Source organism: Dorea sp. AGR2135 (assembly GCF_000420885.1).
Lineage (GTDB): Bacteria > Bacillota > Clostridia > Lachnospirales > Lachnospiraceae > Dorea > Dorea formicigenerans.
This window is the reverse complement of record NZ_ATVU01000001.1, coordinates 23578-40448: the sequence shown is the minus strand read 5'-3', so window position 1 is coordinate 40448 and position 16871 is coordinate 23578. Positions and strand designations below refer to the sequence as shown.

The following is a 16871-nucleotide window of genomic DNA, read 5'->3' as shown; positions in this document are numbered from 1 at the left end:
CTTCCTATTCAGCAGATGCTTTCTCAACCTGTGCGATTGCTGCTTTCTGCATCGGGATTCTACAGTTCTTATTATTACCAAACTCTACGATAAGATCATCATCTGTAATGTCGATGATTACTCCGTAGAAACCGCTTGTTGTAAGTACGGTATCACCGACTTCCATCTCTGCGATCATCTCCTGGACTCTCTTCTGCTCTTTTTTCTGTGGGCGCATGAATAACATATAAAATCCACCGAATATTACTACATATACTAAAATCAGTACTACCCAGTTTGTTCCTGCACTCTGTGCTGCCAATGCGTACATAATATTTCCTCCTAAATTTCATTAAACACTGTTTCTACTATACAGGAATTTGACATTTTCATCAAGATATTTTCATCATTTCTACGTGATTTTATAAATATTTTCTCTTTTCACGATCATCACCTGAAAATCCTGCCCGTTCCTGCACCAAATATCAGCTGCGATTTTTCTGATCTGTCTGCAATCTACTCGCCCTCTGCCATTCTGCGAAGCTTCTCTTCTTTATATTCTTTGTATCTTCCTGCCTCAATTGCCTCACGGATCTCTTCCATCATCTTATTATAGAAATATAGATTATGAAGTACACAAAATCTCATACCGAGCATCTCCTTTGCTTTCAGAAGGTGTCTCACATAAGCTCTGGAATACGTTCTGCATACCGGGCAGTTACAACCTTCCTCAATTGGTCTTGTATCTAACTCATACTTGGCATTGAACAGATTCATCTTTCCATGATTCGTATACACATGACCATGGCGTCCGTTTCTGCTTGGATATACACAGTCAAAGAAGTCAACACCGCGTTCTACAGCTTCCAGAATATTCGCCGGTGTTCCGACTCCCATCAGATATGTCGGTTTATTTTGTGGCAGATGCGGCACAACTGCATCCAGAATCCGGTACATCTCCTCATGGCTCTCTCCAACTGCAAGTCCGCCAACTGCATAGCCATCCAGATCCAGTTTTGAAATCTCCTGTGCATGGCGCACACGGATATCCTCATACACGCCGCCCTGATTGATGCCGAATAACATCTGATGCTTGTTAATTGTATCCGGCAGACTGTTCAGTCTGTCCATCTCTGCTTTACATCTCTTAAGCCATCTGGTCGTACGGTTCACAGAATTTTCCATATAATCCCGGTCTGCAACGCTGGACGGACACTCGTCAAATGCCATCGCAATGGTGGAGGCCAGATTGGACTGGATCTGCATGCTCTGCTCCGGTCCCATAAAAATCTTTCTTCCATCGATATGAGAGTTAAAGTATACTCCCTCTTCTTTTATTCTTCTGAGCCCTGCCAGCGAAAACACCTGAAATCCACCGGAATCAGTAAGAATCGGCTTGTCCCACACCATAAACTTATGAAGACCGCCAAGTTTCTTTACGACTTCATCTCCCGGCCTTACATGAAGATGATATGTGTTGGATAATTCAACCTGTGTCCCAATCTCCTGCAGATCTGTTGTTGACACCGCGCCCTTGATTGCCGCAATAGTTCCTACATTCATAAATACAGGGGTCTCAATGACCCCATGTACTGTATGTAATCTTCCTCTTTTGGCAAGACCATCTGTCTTTAATAATTCATACATGATCTTTCCCTCTCTTTAATAATGACATACTACCGGGCATCCATCCGGAATCAGGTCATAAAGTGCCGCCGCTTTATCTTTCGGCATATTAATACAGCCATGTGAACCATGACTTAAATATCTGTTGCCTCCAAATGAAGACTGCCATGTTGCATCGTGGAATCCGATACCTCCATTAAATGGCATCCAGTAAGCAACCGGTGTCTCGTACTCGTAAGTTCCATCTGGTTTCTTTGTTCCGCGAAGTGTCTTATTTCTTGACTTGTATGTCAAAGAATAGGTTCCCTGCGGTGTCGCATTTCCCTTGTTCGGATTACCTGTTACAATATCTGTCTCCAGCGCAATCTGTCCGTCTTTAATAAACCACATATGCTGCGTGGTAAGATCGACTTCTGCATATGTATTTCCCATATCCATTGCAGTATGGTTGACTGCACGACTGGAATATTCCGGCTCTCTTGTTACAGTCTCAGCATTCTGGATATTGGCGATCAATGCATCATACTCTGCATCCTGATCGATTTTCCAGCCATAACCGCCACCTTCAACCGTGACAGTATTGCCTGTTGCAGTTGTAAACTGACGCGGTTTTCCTTTCGTATTATATTTTGTTGCAAGAGCAGCAATATACTCTTTTACTGCTTCCTGATTAAATGTAACGTTCATATCTGCATCCACAATCACCCACTGTGAAATGACAGATGCATCTACCACTTCTGTATTCGGATTAAAGTCATATGTAATATTCGCTCCAAGATAGCTGTTCATGGTATCCTTTGCTGCCACTACTTCCTGGGAATCTGATAAAAATCTCGGTTTGATATAGCAGTTCGTATCTGTCAGATTCAAAGTATCCTGGAATCCTTCTATCGACTCTCTGATATCTTTATTAAATGTCTCTGTATCAATCTGCGTACCAATGACCTCTGGCACGACCACAAACTCTGTATTCTGGAATTCCGGATGCGCATCTACAGAAGCCACCTGATTCTCTTCTTTCAGGCAATTCAAACTCTCAATACGCCTTGCAAGTGCATTCTCATCATACTTCACTCCAATCTTTGCCTCAATCACCGGCTTCTCCCACAGAGATGTAATCCAAAGAAACTTGTTCTGCTTCTTTGCCAGCTCTTTAACTTCATCTCCCGGCACATATTCCAAAGAAATCTCGCTTCCTGTAATCTGTTCACTGTCGCCGTCAGATTCCTGAAGTGTCAAAGTATAATCCGCAACCTGTTGTTCCATATATTTTTCCACCTGTGCAACACTCTTCAATGCAAAATTATTACCATTGATCGTTGTGTTGAACATAAAATGACTGTCAAAGTAAACCGCCATGCCAATATAAGCAACTACCAGAACTGCTAAGATCACACCAAACGTGATACCTACCTTCTTGCCAATGCCGCCTCTCTTTGGTTTCTCATCTTCATCTTCGTCCAGAGATACAAAGTCTGTCTCGAAATCTTCATCGTCATTATAATCTACGTCAAACTCGTCTCTGCCTTCTTCTACTACTTCTTCTTCGTACTCGTTTTTCTTCTTTTTTCCAAACATGTTCGTCAAACTCCCCTTTTCTAGTTCACACGCTATCATTATAATATGCACTCTTCTAAAAGTACAGAGCTAATTCACGAAAAATTCTTGAAGAATTTATTAAGATTGTTTTATAATAAAAAGGAATCTATAACAAAACCTATGACATCAAAGGAGAAATTGACATTATGGCTGGATCAACTTATGGAACATTGTTCCGTATCACCACATGGGGAGAATCTCACGGACCTGCAATCGGTGTTGTGATCGACGGGTGTCCTTCAGGACTTTCCTTAAGTGAAGAAGATATACAAAAACAGCTCGACCGAAGAAAACCTGGCCAGAGTAAATTTACAACGAAGAGAAATGAAAGCGACACTGCCCAGATTCTCTCCGGTGTTTTCGAGGGTAAGACAACCGGCACACCAATCTCTGTCATTGTCTACAATCAGGACCAGCGTTCCAGAGATTACGGTAAAATTAAAGACTGTTACCGTCCCGGACATGCTGATTATACATTTGATGCAAAATATGGCATCCGCGATTACCGCGGTGGCGGACGTTCTTCTGCCCGTGAAACAATTGGCCGGGTCGCAGCCGGTGCAATTGCAAAAAAAATCCTGGAACAATTAGGAATCGACCTGATTGCCTTTACCCGTTCTATTGGAGATATCTGTATTCCTGAAACGGAATATCGTTATGAAGATATTGCCGAAAATATGTTATATATGCCAAATAATGCTTATGCAAAAAAAGCTTCCGATTATCTGGAATCCTGCATGAAAAATCAGGATTCTTCCGGTGGAATTGTTGAATGCCGCGTAAAAGGCATGCCGGCCGGAATCGGTGAGACAGTCTTTGATAAACTTGACGCTTCTCTCGCAAAAGCTGTCGTTTCCATTGGCGCTGTCAAAGGTGTGGAAATCGGTGACGGATTTGAAGCTTCAAAAAGCCACGGCAGCAGCAACAATGATGCATTTACATGTCAGAACGGTGCCGTTATAAAAAAGACGAACCACGCCGGCGGAATCCTCGGAGGTATGAGTGATGGTTCTGAGCTGATTTTGCGGGCTGCATTTAAACCGACTCCTTCCATCAGTAAGGAACAGCAGACCATCAATACGGCTTTCGAAGATGCGACGATTGCCATTACCGGACGTCACGATCCGGTTGTTGTACCAAGGGCTGTTGTTGTTGTAGAATCTATGGCCGCAATCACAATTTTAGACCAGATGATGATAAATATGTCCGCAAAGATGGATGCCTTAGAAGCATTTTACTGTAAAGAATAATAACGTCAAAAAAAGAGAAGTCCTAAGCTTTTACCCTTACGACTTCTCTTTTCAACTCATTTATCTGTACTATAACCCTACTTTTTCCACATCGGATTTTCTTCACACATAGCAATCTGTTCCGGCATGATTGGGAGTTCCCTGAATCGGTGTCCGGTTGCATTATAAATTGCATGAGCAATTGCCGAAAGTGGTGTATTGATCACGACCTCACCGATAGATTTTGCGCCAAATGGACCAGACTTTTCATAGCTGCTCTCAAACTCTACATGAATATGACCGATATCTTCTCTTGTCGGAATCTTATATTGCATGAGAGAATTTTCATAAAGTCTTCCCTTTGCATCATAAGTGATATTCTCCGTCAGTGCCATTCCGATTCCCTGAAGGATTCCGCCCTCAGCCTGAACTCTTGCCAGGTTTGGGTTCACCGGAGTCCCACAGTCAACAGCAGTATAATAATCTATCACTTTTGCCTGTCCGGTCAGAAGATCCACTTCCACATCTGCCACGCCTGCCATAAATGGCGGTGGTGAAGTTGGCTGGCTCATGGTCACAGTCTCTTCCAGAGCAATACTGTTGCCCGCCATAGACGCTGTTGCAATATCAAACAGGGAAACTTCTGTTTTTTCCAGAGTCTTTCCGCCTCTATAGATGACTTTATCACCGTCAAATTCTACTTCTTTCTCGTCACATCCAAGCATCTTAGCTCCGACAAGACGAATCTTATCTCTAAGCTTTCTCGCACACAGCTCAGTTGCCTTTCCGGTTACATAAGTCGTACTGGATGCATAAGATCCTGAATCATATGGTGATGCATCCGTATCTGCTCCAAATACAATTACTTTATCAAGCGGACACTCCAATACTTCTGCTGCAATCTGTGCAAGAATCGTATCACAACCTGTTCCCATGTCTGCTGCTGCAATTCGCATAATGTAGAAACCTTCATCATTCAGTTTTAGCGCTGCACTGCCTACATCTAATCCACTGATACAAGATCCCTGCATGGCAAGTCCCATACCAAGAGCACGGACTTTTCCATGTCCTAGTTCGCGGACCGGATAATTCTCATCCCAGTGGCTCATCTCTTTCACCTTTGCAATACAACGGTCTAAGGCACAGCTTGTATTTGTCTCACCGTAAAATGCAGGCATGACCTGTCCTTCTTTTACTATGTTCATCTCACGAAGTTTCATCGGATCCATATGGAGTTTTTCTGCCAGTTCATTAACTGCTGTCTCAATGGCAAAAAGTCCCTGTGTTGCACCATATCCACGATAAGCTCCAGAAGACATAACATTCGTATAAACCACGTCGTAAACAAAGCGGAATGCCTCTGCTTTTCCGTAAAGCGGAATAGATTTATGCCCGGACAGTCCGACTGTTGTCGGCCCATGTTCCCCATAGGCACCTGTGTTAGAAATGGTGTACAGATCAATTCCACGGATAGTTCCATCTTTCATAGCTCCAAGTTTCACATGCATTTCCATCTCATGTCGCGGAGAAGAAGCTGTCATACATTCCTCACGGGTGAAAATAATCTTACTCGGCTTCTTTGTCATCCAGGTCACATATGCCGGATAGACCTCACAGACCGCTGTCTGTTTTGTTCCAAAACCTCCTCCGATACGCGGCTTGCTGACACGTACCTGTGATTTTGGAACATGAAGTGCATTTGCAATGATCCTTCTGCAGTGAAACACAATCTGGGTAGAGCTAAATACATTCAGACGTCCATATGTATCAATGGAACAATATGTACGCATTGTTTCCATCATCGTCTGCTGGCACGCTTTTGTATGATATACCTGGTCGATGATAATGTCACAGTCTGACAGTACTTGATCAATATCTCCATGTTCACTCGCCTCATGTGCGCACAGATTTCTTTTATTATCTGCTCCTACCGGACAAAGTGCCTCCCAGTTATCTTCCGGGTGCACCAGAATTGGATTATCCAAAGCTTTATGATAATCAAGAATCGGTTCCAACACCTCGTACTGTATCTTGATCATGGAAATGGCTCTGTCCACCGCTTTTTCTGTCTCTCCTGCCACAATCGCAACCGGATCTCCTACAAATCTGACATGACGATCCAGAATCAGACGGTCATATGGACTGGGTTCTGGATAAGTCTGTCCTGCACATGTAAATCTTCGTCCGTTCTGGTCGATATCCTTCCATGTATAGATGGCCTCAATTCCAGGAACTTTCATTGCCTTATCTGTCTGAATCTCCTGCACCACCGCATTTGCATGAGGGGATCTGAGCAGTTTCACGATCAGACAATCTTCCGGGATCATATCATCCATATATACTGGCTGACCGGTCACAAGCTGCATGGCATCTTTTTTTCTGACTGGCTGATTTACAATTTGCATGATACTTTCTCCCCTCTTTTTTCTTTCTTCCAGACAAGGAAATTCTGGATTCCACGAAGCTGTCCCTCATACCCGGAACAACGGCACAGATTCCCTGCCAGATACTCTTTTATCTCTTCCTCATTCGGAAATTCATTTTCACGGAATAATGCCAGTGCATTCATAATCATGCCCGGATTACAGAAACCACACTGCTCTGCTCCCTGATCTGCAATGAATGCGCCAAACTCTTCCGCTTCTTCCTTAAGCCCTTCAAGCGTTGTGACTTTATGTCCATCTACTCTGGCTGCCAGAATAGAACAGGATAGTACCGGCTTGTCATCTAAAAATACTGTGCAAAGTCCACAACCTGAAGTCTCACATCCACGTTTTACACTTTTACATCCATGCTTTCTTACAAAATCTATAAGAAGCAGGTCCGGTTCGATCTCTTCCTGAATTTTCTTTCCATTAAGTACGATACTAATCTGCATTTCTGTCACCTCCCAGTATACGAAGTGCGCGAACGGTCATAACCTCTGCCAGATGGCTTCGATACTCAGCAGTTCCTCGCATATTACTTCCAGTCGGAAGCTTTTCTTTTATCTCTTTGGCAAATGTGTGCATCACTTCTTCTGTAACACTTCCATCTGTCAGCCCCTTCAACAATCCAGCCGCGTCTTCGAACAACATAGCTTTTCCCGGTCTGGCACCGATACTAATACGCATCTTATCAGCAAAGATTGCTGCTGTCAGGTTAAGTGTCGGGAAATCTGTCACTGTATTTCTCACAGACTGATAACAAATATGAACTGGCGTCTTCTTTATTATAATGTGAACCAGAATGTCATTGTCTCTTTTAAGTTTCGCAAACTCCTGAATGGACATGATTCCTCCTTTGTAAAGCTCCACATCACAATCTAATGCAAGCAGAAGTGTCAACACATCTGAGAATCCAAATCTGCCGAACAGACTTCCTCCGACTGTTGCAAGATTACGGAACTGTACTCCTACAATATGTCGAAATGCGTCTTTCACTGCGCCTTCTGTATAATGAGACAATCCTTCATGCAATTCCATCTGACGAAGAGTGACCATGCAGCCGATCCTGAACTCCTCTTCTGTCTCTTCGATCTGATCCAGCCCAAGTCCGGACAGGTCGATTGCAGTCTGCACATTAGCATCACTCATCTTTACCCAGAGCATACCTCCAATAATCCGGTTCGTGCGCTTCTGGTTCAGCTCCCAGGCTTCTTCCAGGTTTTTTACCTTTTTATAATTCTTGATCTTAATCATAATCTCTCTTCATTCTCCCTGATTTTTCAGAAATTTTACAATCCATTTTGCATAAATAACCTATTATATTTTACGGAAATATAGGTGATTTGTCAAAACCTGTTTTTGTTCTTCTTTATCCTTCAAAAATCTGTTCCAGATTTTCCAGAATTACATCTGCACTGATTGGTTTGGCAATGTGACCATTCATACCAGCCTTGACCGCCTTTTTGCGGTCTTCCTCAAAAGCATTTGCAGTCATCGCAATGATTGGGATATTCGCACATTTGTGATTGTTCAGCGTACGTATCTCCCGGGTTGCAGTATAGCCATCCATCTTCGGCATCTGAATATCCATAAAAATCAGATCATATTTCCTGCCTTCTGCTGATGACATGATATTCACAGCATCTGTGCCATCCTCTGCTGTATCCACTTCCAGTCCAATTTCTTTCATGATTGCTGTTGCAATCTCGCGATTCAACTCATTATCCTCTACAAGAAGGACTTTTTTACCTGCATAACTCTTTCGGTTTTTCGCCTGATCCTTCTGTTTTTCGTTCTTAAGGAGTTCTCTTTGCGCCTGACTCATCAGAACTTCCCTCAGCTCTGAAAGAAACAACGGTTTCGACACAAATGCAGTTACTCCCGCCTCTCTTGCCTCCTGTTCAACATCTGACCAGTCATAGGCAGTCAGGATAATAATCGGATACTCCTCTCCAACCACCATACGAATCCTGCGTACTGTCTCGATTCCGTTCATATCCGGCATCAGCCAGTCAATGATATACACTTTAAATTCCTGATTCTGTTCATACGCTTCTTTTGCCCGAAGTACCGCTTCTTTTCCCGAAGTTGTCCAGTCTGCCGTCATTTCAATCTCACGCAGCATTCTGCTCACACTCATACAAGTTTGTGCATCATCATCCACCACAAGCACTCTGGCACCTTTTAGCTCTGGAACAGGTTCCCGTTTCACTGTCTCTCCTGATGTTTCGCATTCAAGCATAATTGTAAATTCTGTTCCTTTTCCGGTTTCACTTTCAACCTGAATTGTACCGCCCATCATGTCCACAATGTTTTTGGTGATCGCCATTCCAAGACCGGTTCCTCCAATCCCATTCTCCGTAACAGTATGCTCTCTTGAAAAAGAATCAAACACATGCTTTCTAAACTCCCTAGACATTCCGATTCCATTATCCTTCACACTGAAAACGACCGTTATGTATCCATCTCTTCTACATGGCTTCTCCGAAATACGAATGTTAATCATACCGCCGACCGGTGTGAATTTTACAGCATTACTGCAAATATTGAGAAGGACCTGTGTCAGACGCAGCTTGTCGGTAATGATATTTTCATGAGTTACATCCTGTGTATCAATATAAAGATCCTGCTGTTTGGAATGTACAGATCCCTGAATGATCGTTCTTAAATCATGCAAAATATCCGGCAGGTGTACCGTTGTATATTCAATTCGAACAGAACCGCTCTCGATTCTGCTCATATCCAACACATCATTGATCAGGCTAAGCAAATGCTGACTGGATGTATGGATTTTTTTCAAATAATCCAGAACAAGTTCCGTGTTGCCAATATGCGTTGTCGCAAGTGCTGTAAATCCGACAATCGCATTCATCGGCGTACGGATATCATGGGACATATTATTCAGGAACGCTGTTTTCGCCCTGTTTGCATGTTCCGCAGCTGCGAGTGCATTTCTCAGATTCTTATCCCGCTCTATCTCTCGTTCTTTTTCCTCTGTTACATCACGGTTCGCAACCAGAACTGTACTTAGTTCCCCAGTTTTATCATATCCCTGCGGCACAATGATTATTGTCAGCCACCTTCCTTCTACTGTCTGAGCTGTAAAGCTCAACGTCTCACGTTCTTCCAGACGCTGTGTCACCGTACTCATATTGATAAATTCACGATATTTCTCCTGAAATGGATCTGTAATAACCTGCTGTATCAGTTCTTCCAGGTGCGCTTTGGAAAGAATATCCCCTTTCTGATCCGGCTTCATATTCCTTGAAGGTTTTACAATTTCGATTTTCTCTGTTTTTATATTCATAAGAGAAATAGAAGAATATGCATGGCCAAGTGCATTGATCACACGAAGTCTCTTCTGATCTTGAAGGATACTTCTCTTTTCTGTTCTGTTCCTGCTCACCCAATAAAGAGAGAAAAGAAGTAAGGCAAGTAACACATAAATCACACATACAATATTTCGTGTGATGTAAACCTGGCTTTCCGGGAAAAAGATATATGCATCATAGTCTTTAATCTTCTCCTTGCGTCCATACCAGTTTCCGGCCTTTGAATGAAGGCAGACAATTCCATTCCCCCCTGCCTTGAATTCATTTTTATACAATGACTTTGATTCTTCTACAGAACTCGAAAGAAGCTCCTGTTTATTGGTACTGACAACCTTGTCATCATCACAGATTACTATGCTTCCATTCATTTCAAAAGGAAAATCCGCAAATAACGATTTCATCGTCAGGTCTCCGTTTAACTCACTTACTTCCTCTTTCTGCATATATGTGATCACTATCCCTGCTGCATCCTGTCTTGCCACTGCCGCAAAATCATAGAGCTTTCCTTCATTTCTCAGACGGGTCGTATAAGTCTTTTGGGGGTACTTGGCAATATCACACACATAATCACTTTCAATCAGCTTTTGCCACAATAGCATAGCATCTCCATCTTTTGCAGCCTGTTCTGTCACTTTCTGGTTCTGATCCAACACAAGGATTCCTGTCAGACGCTGTTCGTTTGCATATTCATCCAGCATCTCCTCACTGAGATTATCTTCCTGTGCTATGACCCGGCTTAATTCTGTTGTTTTGTCCATCAGGCGTACCAGACTTTTCACTTGGTCATTCGTATTATAGATTTCATACCTTTCAATCCTGGTTTTTGCAAAGTCAAATGTCTCATTCAACGTACTATTCAGTTTTTTATTATCACTCGCTGTTAACAGAAGAAAAATCAGGATTCCGGAAAAAATCAGAACAAACACCAATAAGCATGCATTTTTGTCAAATTTCTTTCCTTTGCTTTTACTCCTCTTATCTTTTTTCTGCGTCTGCGGCATCTGCGTTCTTACCTGTCTGCTCATTTGCTTTTTCCTCCCGGCAGGATTTCATCCGCATCCAATCCGTACTTTTTGACTATTTCTTCTGTAATGCCCTCATTTCGCATCTCTTCGAGAGTTTCTGTAAGCTCTTGTGCTACTTCTTTGTGGGTTCCTTTTTTAAAAGCAATTCCAAGTTCCGAAGTATAGATACTCTCGTCCAGCATACGGTATGCATCCTCTCCATCTCTCACCAGGCTGCCCAGCATTGCCTCATGACCTGCAATCGCATCTACATAATTTTTTCTAAGTGCAGCATAAAGTTCATTCGTCGTAGAAAAGCAGTTTACCTGCTCCATTTGTGGAAGATCTGACGCAATCTTATGAAGGAAAAGCTCCTCTGCCTTTGTGGTCGCCTGAACCGCAATCTTCTTTCCTTCCAGATCCTGAATCGTATTGATTTCACTCTCTTTTCTTACAGCCACCATCTGACGACTGTACAGATACGGACCTGCCCACTGATATTTATCTTCTCTTCCATTCATGGAATAACAGCTCCACAGACAGTCGATTGTTCCTTCTGCCAGAAGTTCGTCTTTATCTTCCCAGACTATATTCTCAAACTTAGGCTGGTATCCCAGCCTCTGAAATGCTTCCTTGGCAAGTTCCACATCAATACCTTTATATTCACCATTACTCACCTGATAACTGTAAGGTTCAAAATAATCCATTCCAATGACAATCTCCGGCAATTCGTTGTCTGCCGCTTTCTCTTTCTTTACTCCACACCCTCCCAGCATAAGACTGCCAGCCAGAAGAACTGCCATAATACAAATTCTTTTCCTATAGGTATGGGAGTTATTCTTTCGATTTTTTCTCATATCCAGTTCCTTTTCGTTCTTATCTTTATGTCCATAAATAAATGTATTGTCAAACTGATTTATTATAGCATTCATGATTTATCATGTCCATAAAAAACTTCCTTCATCTGCATTTTTGCTCATTTTTACATTCTGAAATTTTACATTCATTTTTCAATTATTTTCATTTAAACTGTTGATTTTTAGTATTTTTCCTGTATAATGATTTTCAGGTCGTTTGTTAACAAATACTAAACTTTGTGTTTAATTTTATTTTTGTTGGCGACGGCTTTTATCATGTTTACTTTAAATCAACACAAGGAATCCATAATGATTCTTTCAGAAAGGTGGATTTTTGATGGATATCGGCAAAAAGATTAAGGAACTCCGCGTCGCCAAGGGGCTCACCCAGGAAGAGCTGGCAGACCGCAGTGAACTGTCCAAGGGATTTATTTCCCAGCTGGAACGGGATCTCACCTCCCCGTCCATTGCGACATTGATGGACATTTTGCAGTGCCTGGGCACAACCGTCTCAGAATTTTTTCAGGAAGAGCCGGAAGATCAGATTGTATTTCAAAATGAAGACTATTTTGAGAAAATTGATTCTGAACTTGGCAGCAAGACCGAATGGATTATACCGAACGCTCAGAAAAATATGATGGAACCGATCCGTCTGACTCTAAAGCCTGGCGGATTAACTTACCGGGATCTCCCACACGAAGGTGAAGAATTTGGTTATGTATTAAAAGGAAGTATCAAGATTCATATCGGATATAAAAGTTACACTGCAAAAAAAGGAGAATCTTTTTATTTCACACCTCACTCTGAACATTATATAGAAGCTTTTGGCACATCCGGTGCCGTTATTTTATGGGTCAGCACCCCTCCGAACTTTTAGGCTGAGCAGACTTCTTATCTATCAGGACTTCCTTGATAGCCGGCCTTAAGTTCTAAATTATAATTACATTTTTGGAGGACAATGAACATGTCTAATAAATTAATCGATATTGTAAATATATCCAAAGCATTTGATGAAAATGTCGTACTAGACGAACTGAATCTTTATATCCGGGAAAATGAATTTTTAACTCTTCTGGGACCAAGCGGTTGCGGAAAAACAACACTGCTTCGTATTCTTGGTGGATTCGAGACTCCTGACTCTGGAAAAATCATCTTCGATGGTCAGGATATCACGAACCTGGCTCCAAACAAACGACAGTTAAATACCGTATTCCAGAAATATGCACTTTTTACCCATATGACCATTGCAGAAAATATTGCATTCGGGCTAAAGATTAAAGGAAAATCTCAGAATTACATCAATGATAAGATTCGTTATGCGTTAAAACTTGTTAATCTTGAAGGCTTCGAAAACCGTACTCCTGCTTCCTTAAGCGGCGGACAACAGCAGCGTATCGCTATTGCAAGAGCCATTGTAAATGAACCGAAAGTCCTGCTTCTTGACGAACCTCTTGGTGCTCTTGACTTAAAGCTTCGTCAGGATATGCAGTACGAACTGATCCGCTTAAAAAATGAGCTTGGCATTACATTTATTTACGTCACTCATGATCAGGAGGAAGCCCTGACTATGTCCGATACGATCGTCGTTATGAACCAGGGATATATCCAGCAGGTAGGAACACCGGAAGATATTTATAATGAACCGAAGAATGCGTTCGTTGCAGACTTTATCGGTGACAGTAACATTCTTTCTGCCACGATGGTACATGACCGGCTCGTCAATATCCTCGGTGCCAACTTTCCGTGTGTCGATGAAGGATTCGGCCAGAAGAAGCCTGTTGATGCAGTGATCCGCCCGGAAGATATCGACCTTGTAAAACCAGAAGACGGAATGATCCGAGGCGTTGTTACACATGTTATTTTCAAAGGCGTTCACTATGAGATGGAAGTCATGGCAAATAATTACGAATGGCTCGTGCACAGCACCGATATGTTCCCAGTCGGAGCAGAAGTCGGACTGCGCGTAGACCCATTTGATATTCAGATCATGAAAAAACCAGAATCTGAAGATGAGGAGGCGGTACCAATTGAAGAATAGTAAATTATTAAAACAGATGCTTGCCGGTCCGTATCTTCTCTGGTCAGCAGCATTTATCATCATTCCTCTTATCATGGTCTTCTACTATGGTCTGACGAATAATGACGGTGGATTCACCCTGATGAATCTTGCCAGGATCACAGAACCTGAGAATTTAAAGGCATTGGGACTGGCACTTTTGTTATCCCTTGTCAGTACGATTATCTGCCTGATTCTCGCATACCCTCTGGCTATGATCCTGACTGGACTTGGCGTCAATCAGTCCAGCTTTATCGTACTGATTTTCATCCTGCCAATGTGGATGAATTCTTTGCTTCGGATCATTGCATGGCAGAACCTGTTGGAAAAGAACGGAGTTATCAACAGTCTCCTTCATTTTTTCCATTTACCGGCACTGGAAATCATCAACACTCCATATGCCATCGTACTTGGTATGGTCTATGATTTTCTGCCATTTATGATCTTACCAATTTACAATGTACTGTCCAAAATTGACACAAATGTGATCGAAGCAGCCAGAGATCTTGGTGCAAACAGTGTGCAGACATTTACAAAAATCCTGCTGCCACTGAGCGTTCCAGGGATCATCAGCGGAATTACCATGGTCTTTGTACCGTCACTGACAACTTTTGTCATCTCCGACCTCTTAGGTGGAAGTAAGATTCTCCTGATCGGTAATGTTATTGAGCAGGAATTTAAACAAGGAAGTAACTGGCGCTCTGGCAGCGGTATGTCCCTTGTACTGATGATCTTCATTTTGATCAGTATGGCATTGATCGCAAAATACGATAAAGACGGGGAGGGAACTACATTTTGATCAAGAATTTTTTTAAACGGTTTTATCTGGTGCTGATATGCGTCATTTTGTACGCGCCGATCATCACCCTTATGGTATTATCCTTTAACTCCTCAAAATCCCGTTCCAAATGGGGAGGTTTTACAACAAAATGGTATGTGGAATTATTTAAAAATAATTCCATTATGAACGCACTTTATACGACACTGATCATCGCATTGTTATCTGCACTGATTGCTACGATTCTCGGTACTGCTGCCGCTATCGGTATTCAGGCAATGCGAAAGAAAATGCGTACTGTCGTGACTGGTGTAACCAATATTCCTATGTTAAATGCCGATATTGTGACAGGAATCTCTCTTATGCTGTTATTCATCGCATGTAGATTTTCCCTTGGATTTAAGACAATCTTGATTGCACATATTACCTTTAACATTCCCTATGTAATCCTGAGTGTTCTGCCAAAGCTGCGGCAAACGAACGTCAGCACTTATGAGGCCGCCCTGGATCTTGGTGCTTCTCCGTTATACGCTTTTTTCAAAGTCATATTCCCGGACATTCTGCCAGGTGTGTCCTCCGGTTTCCTACTGGCATTTACTATGTCCTTAGATGACTTTATCATCACGCATTTTACAAAAGGACCTGGTGTCGACACTCTGTCCACCAAGATTTACAGTGAGGTGCGAAAAGGAATCAATCCTTCCATGTATGCACTGTCCACATTGATGTTCCTGGTTGTCATGATTCTTTTGTTATTGATCAACATGAAACCAGATGAAAAAGCTGCCGGTGCAAAAAATGCTAAAATTTCCAAAGTTGCCAGTCAGCATCCAAAGCTTCGCAAATTCCGCAAAGTTATGATGTCGAGAGTGGTTCCGGTCTGTATGGTCGTTCTCATTCTGGCAGGTGGAATTTTCTATGGTATCCGCTCAAAAAGTTCCAGTGACAAACAGGTCATTGTGTATAACTGGGGAGAATATATCGATCCGGAAACTTTAGATATGTTCGAAGAAGAAACTGGTATTCATGTCGTTTACGAAGAATATGAAACAAACGAGATCATGTATCCAAAAATACAGTCAGGCGCCATTGCCTACGATGTCGTATGTCCGTCCGACTACATGATCCAGCGTATGATTGAAAACGATCTGCTGGCTGAACTGAATTTTGACAATATTCCGAACATCAAGAATATTGGAAGCACTTATATGGAGCATTCCAAAGAGTTTGACCCGGAGAATAAATACTCTGTTCCTCACCTTTGGGGAACTGTAGGAATCCTTTACAATAAAACTATGGTCGACGATCCTGTAGATAGTTGGGGAATTCTGTGGAACGAAAAATACAAAGATAGTATCCTCATGCAGGATAGTGTCCGTGATGCATTTGGCATCACATTAAAATACCTTGGCTACTCACTGAACTCAACCGATCTGGATGAACTGACTGAAGCTAAGAATAAACTGATCGAACAAAAGCCACTTGTCCAGGCCTATGTTGTCGATCAGGCCCGTGATAAAATGATTGGAAATGAGGCTGCTCTCGCTGTCATCTACTCTGGAGAAGCTATCACCTGTCAGCTTGAAAATCCGGACCTGGAATATGTCATTCCAAAAGAAGGAAGTAACATGTGGATTGACTCCTGGGTCATCCCGAAAAACGCAAAGAATAAAGAAAACGCAGAAGCTTTTATCAATTTCATGTGCCGTCCGGACATTGCTAAGATGAACTTCGACTATATCACCTATTCCATCCCGAATGAGGAAGGAAGAAAACTCCTCGATCCGGAATACCGTAATAATCCAATTGTATTTCCAGATGATAAAGCACTGGAAAATTGCGAAACATTCAAATTCCTGGGAGATGAAAATGATGCCATATACAATGAATTATGGCGTCAGGTAAAATCCAAATAAAAAAGAATCTCGCCTGCGAGATTCTCCGCCTGCGGCGGGTCGCAATATGCGACATGTTTCTTATCCGCC

General features: G+C 42.3%; 13 protein-coding genes. 5 read left to right on the top strand and 8 right to left on the bottom strand.

Features of this window, described 5'->3' with window-relative positions; all coding sequences use genetic code 11:
• Window positions 1-4: 4 nt before the first annotated feature.
• From yajC to G593_RS0100175, 3 genes are all read right to left on the bottom strand, one after another.
• Window positions 5-310 carry a preprotein translocase subunit YajC gene (gene yajC, locus G593_RS0100185; protein ID WP_005336758.1) on the bottom strand — a complete coding sequence of 102 codons (306 nt, stop codon included), beginning with the start codon at window positions 308-310 and terminating at the stop codon, window positions 5-7.
• 185 nt (window positions 311-495) lie between these two features.
• Window positions 496-1626 carry a tRNA guanosine(34) transglycosylase Tgt gene (gene tgt / locus G593_RS0100180; protein WP_029730365.1) on the bottom strand — a complete coding sequence of 377 codons (1131 nt, stop codon included), beginning with the start codon at window positions 1624-1626 and terminating at the stop codon, window positions 496-498.
• A 15-nt stretch (window positions 1627-1641) separates the two neighbouring features.
• Window positions 1642-3183, bottom strand: coding sequence for a L,D-transpeptidase family protein (locus tag G593_RS0100175; protein ID WP_029730364.1), 1542 nt, complete (start codon window positions 3181-3183; stop codon window positions 1642-1644).
• Window positions 3184-3350: 167 nt separating this feature from the next.
• On the opposite strand from G593_RS0100175, the gene aroC reads away from it, so the two are divergent.
• A complete protein-coding gene (gene aroC, locus G593_RS0100170; protein WP_029730363.1) occupies window positions 3351-4454 on the top strand; it encodes a chorismate synthase in 1104 nt (367 codons plus the stop codon).
• Window positions 4455-4531: 77 nt separating this feature from the next.
• On the opposite strand, the gene G593_RS0100165 is transcribed toward aroC, so the two are convergent.
• From G593_RS0100165 to G593_RS0100145, 5 genes are all read right to left on the bottom strand, one after another.
• Window positions 4532-6838: a xanthine dehydrogenase family protein molybdopterin-binding subunit gene (locus G593_RS0100165; protein ID WP_029730362.1), complete on the bottom strand. Its 2307-nt coding sequence runs from the start codon at window positions 6836-6838 to the stop codon at window positions 4532-4534.
• Window positions 6826-7311, bottom strand: a complete 486-nt coding sequence (locus tag G593_RS0100160; RefSeq protein WP_029730361.1) for a (2Fe-2S)-binding protein — start codon at window positions 7309-7311, stop codon at window positions 6826-6828. The genes G593_RS0100165 and G593_RS0100160 overlap by 13 nt, the downstream gene beginning before the upstream one ends.
• On the bottom strand, window positions 7301-8113 hold the full coding sequence (locus G593_RS0100155; RefSeq protein ID WP_029730360.1) for an FAD binding domain-containing protein: 813 nt from the start codon (window positions 8111-8113) through the stop codon (window positions 7301-7303). Before G593_RS0100155 ends, G593_RS0100160 begins: the two co-directional genes overlap by 11 nt.
• 115 nt (window positions 8114-8228) lie before the next feature.
• On the bottom strand, window positions 8229-11216 hold the full coding sequence (locus tag G593_RS0100150) for a response regulator (RefSeq protein WP_029730359.1): 2988 nt from the start codon (window positions 11214-11216) through the stop codon (window positions 8229-8231).
• On the bottom strand, window positions 11213-12127 hold the full coding sequence (locus G593_RS0100145) for a substrate-binding periplasmic protein (protein ID WP_029730358.1): 915 nt from the start codon (window positions 12125-12127) through the stop codon (window positions 11213-11215). Before G593_RS0100145 ends, G593_RS0100150 begins: the two co-directional genes overlap by 4 nt.
• Window positions 12128-12389: 262 nt before the next feature.
• Here G593_RS0100145 and G593_RS0100140 point away from each other — a divergent pair, with 262 nt between their 5' ends.
• The 4 genes from G593_RS0100140 to G593_RS0100125 all read left to right on the top strand — a co-directional run bounded on the left by G593_RS0100140 (window position 12390) and on the right by G593_RS0100125 (window position 16802).
• Complete coding sequence (locus G593_RS0100140; protein WP_029730356.1) at window positions 12390-12929, top strand: helix-turn-helix domain-containing protein; 540 nt, start codon at window positions 12390-12392, stop codon at window positions 12927-12929.
• An 87-nt stretch (window positions 12930-13016) separates the two neighbouring features.
• Window positions 13017-14090 (top strand): ABC transporter ATP-binding protein, encoded by a 1074-nt coding sequence (locus G593_RS0100135; protein ID WP_005336791.1) that lies wholly within the window; start codon window positions 13017-13019, stop codon window positions 14088-14090.
• Window positions 14062-14907, top strand: a complete 846-nt coding sequence (locus G593_RS0100130; protein WP_044911649.1) for an ABC transporter permease — start codon at window positions 14062-14064, stop codon at window positions 14905-14907. The genes G593_RS0100135 and G593_RS0100130 overlap by 29 nt, the downstream gene beginning before the upstream one ends.
• Window positions 14904-16802: an extracellular solute-binding protein gene (locus G593_RS0100125; protein ID WP_022279314.1), complete on the top strand. Its 1899-nt coding sequence runs from the start codon at window positions 14904-14906 to the stop codon at window positions 16800-16802. Before G593_RS0100130 ends, G593_RS0100125 begins: the two co-directional genes overlap by 4 nt.
• Window positions 16803-16871 lie beyond the last annotated feature (69 nt).

Excerpts from the sequence above, each read along its gene's own strand:
- yajC (WP_005336758.1), bottom strand. The coding sequence starts at position 310 with ATGTACGCATTGGCAGCACAGAGTGCAGGAACAAACTGGGTAGTACTG.
- tgt (WP_029730365.1), bottom strand. The coding sequence starts at position 1,626 with ATGTATGAATTATTAAAGACAGATGGTCTTGCCAAAAGAGGAAGATTA.
- G593_RS0100175 (WP_029730364.1), bottom strand. The coding sequence starts at position 3,183 with ATGTTTGGAAAAAAGAAGAAAAACGAGTACGAAGAAGAAGTAGTAGAA.
- aroC (WP_029730363.1), top strand. The coding sequence starts at position 3,351 with ATGGCTGGATCAACTTATGGAACATTGTTCCGTATCACCACATGGGGA.
- G593_RS0100165 (WP_029730362.1), bottom strand. The coding sequence starts at position 6,838 with ATGCAAATTGTAAATCAGCCAGTCAGAAAAAAAGATGCCATGCAGCTT.
- G593_RS0100160 (WP_029730361.1), bottom strand. The coding sequence starts at position 7,311 with ATGCAGATTAGTATCGTACTTAATGGAAAGAAAATTCAGGAAGAGATC.
- G593_RS0100155 (WP_029730360.1), bottom strand. The coding sequence starts at position 8,113 with ATGATTAAGATCAAGAATTATAAAAAGGTAAAAAACCTGGAAGAAGCC.
- G593_RS0100150 (WP_029730359.1), bottom strand. The coding sequence starts at position 11,216 with ATGAGCAGACAGGTAAGAACGCAGATGCCGCAGACGCAGAAAAAAGAT.
- G593_RS0100145 (WP_029730358.1), bottom strand. The coding sequence starts at position 12,127 with ATGAATGCTATAATAAATCAGTTTGACAATACATTTATTTATGGACAT.
- G593_RS0100140 (WP_029730356.1), top strand. The coding sequence starts at position 12,390 with ATGGATATCGGCAAAAAGATTAAGGAACTCCGCGTCGCCAAGGGGCTC.
- G593_RS0100135 (WP_005336791.1), top strand. The coding sequence starts at position 13,017 with ATGTCTAATAAATTAATCGATATTGTAAATATATCCAAAGCATTTGAT.
- G593_RS0100130 (WP_044911649.1), top strand. The coding sequence starts at position 14,062 with ATGAGGAGGCGGTACCAATTGAAGAATAGTAAATTATTAAAACAGATG.